This window comes from Streptomyces albidoflavus (assembly GCF_000719955.1).
GTDB classification, from domain to species: domain Bacteria; phylum Actinomycetota; class Actinomycetes; order Streptomycetales; family Streptomycetaceae; genus Streptomyces; species Streptomyces albidoflavus.
The window spans coordinates 1-6,376 of sequence record NZ_JOII01000073.1 but is presented as its reverse complement, the minus strand read 5'-3'; the positions used below and the strand labels follow the sequence as shown (position 1 = coordinate 6,376).

Sequence of the window (6,376 nt, the reverse complement as noted above, 5' to 3'; positions counted from 1 at the left end):
GTTCCGGCTGGTGGAGTCGTGGGGTGTCGCGCCGGAGTTCGTGGCGGGGCATTCGGTCGGCGAGATCGCGGCGGCGCACGTGGCGGGGGTCTTCTCGCTCGACGACGCCTGCGCGCTGGTCGCCGCCCGCGCCCGTCTGATGCAGGAACTCCCCTCGGGCGGGGCGATGGTGGCCGTACGGGCCACCGAGGCTGAGGTGACGCCCCGGCTGACCGAGAGTCTGTCCCTCGCCGCCGTGAACGGTCCCGACTCCGTCGTCGTGTCCGGCCCCGAGAGTGAAGTGACCGGCCTCGCCGCCGAGTTCGAGGCCGAAGGGCGGAAGATCCAGCGTCTGTCCGTCAGCCACGCCTTCCACTCGGCGCTGATGGAGCCGATGCTCGACGCCTTCCGCGAGGTCGCCCGCTCGCTGGAGTACGCCGAGCCGCGCGTTCCGGTGGTCTCCAACGTCACCGGCGCCCTCGCCGAGCCCGGTCAGCTCACCGATCCCGAGTACTGGGTGCGGCACGTCCGCGAGACCGTCCGCTTCGCCGACGGCGTCCGTACTCTCGCCGAGACGGGAGCCGACGCCTTCCTGGAGATCGGCCCCGGCGGGGTCCTGACCGCCCTCGCCCGGCAGAGCCTGGACACGCTCGACGGCGGTACCGGCGCCGTGGCAGCCCCGGCGCTGCGCTCCCGCCGCCCCGAGCAGGAGGCCCTGCTCACCGGTCTCGCCCAGCTGCACGTCGCGGGTGTCCGCGTCGACTGGGCCGCCTGGTTCACCGGTACCGGCGCCCGCCGCACCGACCTGCCCACGTACGCCTGGCAGCACCGCCGCTACTGGCCGCGCCCGCTCGCCCACGCCGCCGACATCCCCGGGGCCGGGCTCACCCCGGCCGAGCACCCCCTGCTCGGCGCCGCGGTCTCCCTCGCCGGTTCCGAGGGCGTCCTGCTGACCGGGCGCGTGGGCCTGCGCACCCATCCCTGGCTCGCCGACCACGTCATGGGCGGCCTCGTCCTCTTCCCCGCCACGGCCTTCCTCGAACTCGCCGTCCGCGCGGGCGACCAGGCCGGCTGCGGCCGCGTCCAGGAACTGACCCTCACCACCCCGCTCGCCCTCGACCCGCGAGGCGCCGCCTCCGTACAGGTCGGCGTCGGACCCCCCGACGCGGCCGGCTGCCGCCCGCTCGCCATCCACTCCCGGCCCGAGGACGCCGCCGACGACGAGCCCTGGACCCAGCACGCCACCGGCGTCCTGGTCGCCGGAGCACGCCAGGTCGCCTTCGGCCAGAGCGCCTGGCCCCCCACCGACGCCACCCCCGTCGACCTGGACGGCTTCTACGAGCGCACCGAGTACGGCCCGCTCTTCCAGGGGCTGCGTGCCGTGTGGACCCGGGACGACGAGGTCCTCGCCGAACTCGAACTGCCCGCCCGCGCCGACGACGCCGCCCTCTTCGGCCTCCACCCCGCCCTGCTCACCGCCGCCCTCCACGCCGTGGAGTACGTCGAGCTGAAGGACGCCGACCAGGGACTCCTGCCGTTCTCCTGGTCCGGCGTCACCCTGCACGCCTCCGGGGCCGCCCGGCTCCGGGTCCGTATCACCAAGGCCGGTGAGGACACCGTCAGCATCGCCGCCGTCGACACCGCCGGCCGGCCCGTGCTGTCGGTCGAGTCGCTGGCCCTGCGGCCCTCCGGGGCGGCCCGCCTGCTCAAGCCCGGAACCGACCGCTCCACCCTCCTCGGCCTCGACTGGGTCCCCGCCGAACCCACCGGGCCCGCCGCCGGAGGCCCCCGGGTCGCCCTCGGCACCGACCCGTTCGGCACCGGCACGGTCCTGGCCGGCCTCGACGAGGTCACCGAGGCGGGCACCCAGGTCCTCGTACCCGTCCCCGACGGCGGCGAGGACCCGGTCACCGCCACCCACGAGGCGACCCGCGCCACCCTCGCCCTCCTCCAGGAGTGGCTGGACGGCCCCCGCCCGGCGGGCGCCCGGCTGGTCTTCGTCGCACGCGGCGTCGTGGCCGCCCGTCCCGGCGACCCGGCCGCCAACCTGGCCGGGGCCGCGGTGTGGGGCATGGTCCGCACCGCCCAGGCCGAGCACCCCGCCGACTTCTCCCTGGTCGACGTCGAACCGGGCGCCCCGTTCCCCCTGGAGGCCGTCCTCGCCGTCGACGAGCCGCAGGCCGCCGTCCGCGACGGAGAGGTCCTCGTCGGCCGCCTCACCCAACTGCCCCCGCCCACGCCCCAGGACGGCCCGGAGAACACCGACCCGTTCGGTGTCACCCGTGACGGCACCGTCCTGGTGACCGGAGGCACCGGCACCCTCGGCGCCCGCACCGCCCGCCACCTCGTCACCCGCCACGGCGTCACCCGGCTCCTGCTGGCGGGCCGCCGGGGCCCCGACGCCCCCGGCGCCGCCGCCCTGCGCGAGGAACTGACCGCCCTCGGCGCCCATGTCACCGTCGCCGCCTGCGACGTCTCCGACCGCGACGCCCTGGCCGCACTGCTCGGCGGCATCCCCGCCGAGCACCCGCTCACCGCCGTCGTGCACGCCGCCGGAGTCCTCGACGACGCCGTCGTCACCTCCCTCACACCGGACCGCCTGGCCACCGTCCTGCGGTCCAAGGCGGACGCCGCCTGGCACCTGCACGACCTCACCCGCGGCCTCGGCCTCGACGCCTTCGTCCTCTACTCCTCCATCTCCGGCGTCACCGCCCGCGCCGGCCAGGCCAACTACGTCGCCGCCAACCTCTTCCTCGACACCCTCGCCCAGCACCGGGCCGCCCAGGGCCTGCCGGCCCTCTCCGTCGCCTGGGGCGCCTGGGACCTCGACGAGGGCATGGCCGGCGACCTCCTCACCGACACCGGCCGCCGCCGCATCCGCTCCGGCGGCATCGACACCCTGCCCGGCGACCGCGCCCTGGACCTTCTCGACACCGCGCTCACGCTCGGCGAACCCCTGGTGGTCGCGACCAACCTGGCCGCCCCGCCCGCCACCGCCCACCTCGACGAGGTGCCGCCGCTCATGCGGGGCCTGGTCCGCCCTCCGCGCCGGACCGCCGCCGCCACGACCGACGCCCCGGCCCGCGTCCTGGACGCGGCCTCCTTCCGCGAGAACTTCGCGAACCTCGGCGCCGGGGAGCAGGAGACCACCCTGCGCGAGACGGTCGTGGCCTGCGCCGCGGCACTCCTCGGCCACACCGACACCTCGGAGATCGACCCCGACCGCGACTTCCTGGAGCTCGGCTTCGACTCCCTGATCGGTATCGAACTGCGCCGCAAGCTCAGCGAGATCACCGGTCTCCAGCTCCCCGCGAGCATCGTCTACGACAGCGGCTCCCCGAACGGGCTCACCGCCTGGCTGCGCACCGAACTCGGCGCCCAGGGCAGCGGCGCCCCGCAGACCGGCGCCGCCGGCGGCCCCACCGAGAACGACTCCATGGAGCGGCTGTTCCTCGACGGCCTGGCCCAGGGCAAGGTGCGCGAGGCACAGCGGATGCTCGCCACCGTCGCGGCGCTGCGCCCCTCCTTCGAGGTGACCGCCGAACTGGAGGACCTGCCCTGGCCGGTGACGCTCGCCGAGGGCCCCGCACCCACCCGCCTGGTGTGCGTCAGCGCCCCCACCGCCAACGGCGGCGTCCACCAGTACGCCACTCTCTCCGGCCACTTCCGGGGCCGCCGCGACGTCACCGCGCTGCCCCTCATCGGCTTCAACACCGGCGAGGCCCTGCCCGCCCACGCCGAGGCGGCCGCGCGGATCATCGCCGACTGCACCCTCCAGGCCGCCGACGGCAAGCCCTTCGTCCTGGTCGGCCACTCCTCCGGCGGCTCCCTCGCCTACGCGGCGGCCGGAGTCCTGGAACACACCTGGGGCATCCGGCCCGAGGCCGTCGTCCTCCTCGACACCCTCAGCATCCAGCACAAGAGCGACGAGGGCGTCGACTACAACGGCATGATGAAGTTCAACTTCACCGCCGTCGACGACTCCCCGGTGCGCCTGACCAACTCCCGCCTGTCCGCCATGGGCCGCTGGATGGTGCTCCTCAACGCCCTCGACGTGCATCCCACCACCGCCCCCGTCCTGGAGATCAAGTGCACCCGGGCGCTCATCGAAGGCGTCCCCGCCCCCGACCCCGAGCGCCTGCACCTTCCGGTCGTCCCCGACGCGGAGGTCCGCCCCCTGGACTCCGACCACCTCTCCCTCATCCGTGAGGACTCCGGCCCCGCCGCCGACCTCATGGACGCGTGGCTGACCGCCCTGGAGACCACGGCTACCACCGACGCGCCGGAGACCGCCCCCGCCGGCTGACTGCCCCCCACCCGCGAGGCCCCGTTCCGTCAGCCGACGGAGCGGGGCCTCGTCGGCTACGCGACCGAGCCGTTCCGCCCTCCGCCGTCGCGAATTCCCCGCCCGGCGATCCGCCCCGCCGATATCGGAAACCGACGAGGGAATTCACCAGACCTCGGACGGAGAACCCGCCTCGACCGGAACGCGCGTCCCCACCAGCCTCCCCATGCTTTAGGGAAACCCGCAGTCCAAGACGGCCAGACTGGCTCTCGCACCGGGCCGTCCCGTACGGCCCGTGGCCGCTTTCCCGGACGGGTCCCCTGACTTCCGGGAGCGCGAACTGGGTCGGGGCGTGGAATTCGGGAATCGCCGCCTCCGCGTTTTCCGGTATCTCATGGAGAGGTGGGCACCTGATGTCGAACGAGGACAGGCTCCGCGCATATCTCAAGCGGGCCGTCACCGATCTCCAGGAGGCCCGGCAGCAGCTCAGCGACGCCGAGAACCGCGACCGCGAGCCCGTCGCCGTCGTCGCCATGGCCTGCCGCTACCCCGGCGGCGTGCGCACCCCCGAGGACCTGTGGGAACTGGCCCGCGACGGCGTGGACGCCATCTCCGCGTTCCCCGCGAACCGCGGCTGGGACCTCGACCACCTGTTCCACCCGGACCCCGCCCACCACGGCACCACCTACACGCGTGAAGGCGGATTCCTCCACGACGCCGGTGAGTTCGACCCGGCGTTCTTCGGGATCTCGCCGCGCGAGGCCCTGGCCATGGACCCGCAGCAGCGGCTCCTGCTGGAGACCTCCTGGGAGGCGCTGGAGCGCGCCGGCATCCTGCCCGACACCCTCGCGGGCAGCACCACCGGTGTCTTCGTCGGCACCGGGCACGGCGACTACGACGGCGCCTCGCGCGGCCGCCAGGAAGAGGTCGCCGGGCACCTGCTCACCGGCAACACGGTCGCCGTCGCCTCCGGCCGCCTGTCGTACACGTACGGCTTCGAGGGGCCCGCCGTGACGGTGGACACCGCCTGCTCCTCCTCGCTCGTCGCCCTGCACCTGGCCGTCCGTTCGCTGCGACAGGGCGAATGCTCGCTGGCCCTGGCCGGCGGCGCCACCGTCATGTCGACGCCGAAGATGTTCACCGAGTTCTCCCGCCAGCAGGGCCTGGCGGCCGACGGCCGCTGCAAGCCCTTCGCCGCCGGCGCCGACGGCACCGCCTGGTCCGAGGGCGTCGGCCTGATCCTGCTGGAGCGGCTCTCCGACGCGCAGCGCAACGGCCACGAGATCCTCGCCGTCATCCGGGGTTCCGCCATCAACCAGGACGGCGCGTCCAACGGTCTGACCGCCCCCAACGGCCCCTCCCAGCAGCGGCTGATCCGCCAGGCCCTCATCGACGCCGGTCTCACCTCGGGCGAGGTCGACGTCGTCGAGGCGCACGGCACCGGCACCACCCTCGGTGACCCCATCGAGGCGCAGGCCCTCCTCAACACGTACGGGCAGGACCGCGGTGACGCGCACCCGCTGCTGCTCGGCTCGCTGAAGTCCAACACCGGCCACACCCAGGCCGCTTCCGGCGTCGCCGGGGTCATCAAGATGGTGCAGGCCATGCGCCACGGCACCCTGCCCAAGAGCCTCCACGTCGACGCGCCCACCCCGCACGCCGACTGGGCGACCGGGGGCGTGGAACTGCTCTAAGTCGCGTGCGGTGGTGGGGGAGCAGGCGGCGCGTCTGGCGGCGTCGGTGCGTGCGTCCGACGCGTCGGTGCTGGACGTGGCGCATGCGCTGGTGTCGTCGCGTGTGGCGATGGACCGGCGTGCGGTGGTCGTGGGGTCCGACCGTGAGGAGCTGCTCGCGGGGCTGGACGCGCTGGCGGCGGGTGAGCCGTCCGTGCGTGTGGTCGAGGGCACCGCCGGTGAGGGTGCGGGTGATGTGGCCTTCGTGTTCCCGGGTCAGGGTTCGCAGTGGGTGGGTATGGCGGTGGAGTTGTTGGGTTCGTCGCCGGTGTTCGCGGGTCGGGTGGCGGAGTGTGCGGCGGCGTTGGAGCCGTTCACGGAGTGGTCGTTGCTGGATGTGCTGAACGGTGTGGAGGGTGCTGCGTCGTTGGAGCGGGTG

1 protein-coding gene and 1 pseudogene are annotated in these 6,376 nt (G+C 74.3%); both read left to right on the top strand.

Annotated features, from left to right (window positions below; all coding sequences use genetic code 11):
• Positions 1-4,285 (top strand): SDR family NAD(P)-dependent oxidoreductase (locus IF45_RS0130870; RefSeq protein WP_037638886.1); only part of this gene is annotated, 4,285 nt, incomplete at its 5' end.
• Positions 4,286-4,677: 392 nt separating this feature from the next.
• A pseudogene (locus IF45_RS31765) lies at positions 4,678-6,376 on the top strand (type I polyketide synthase); the annotation flags it as partial.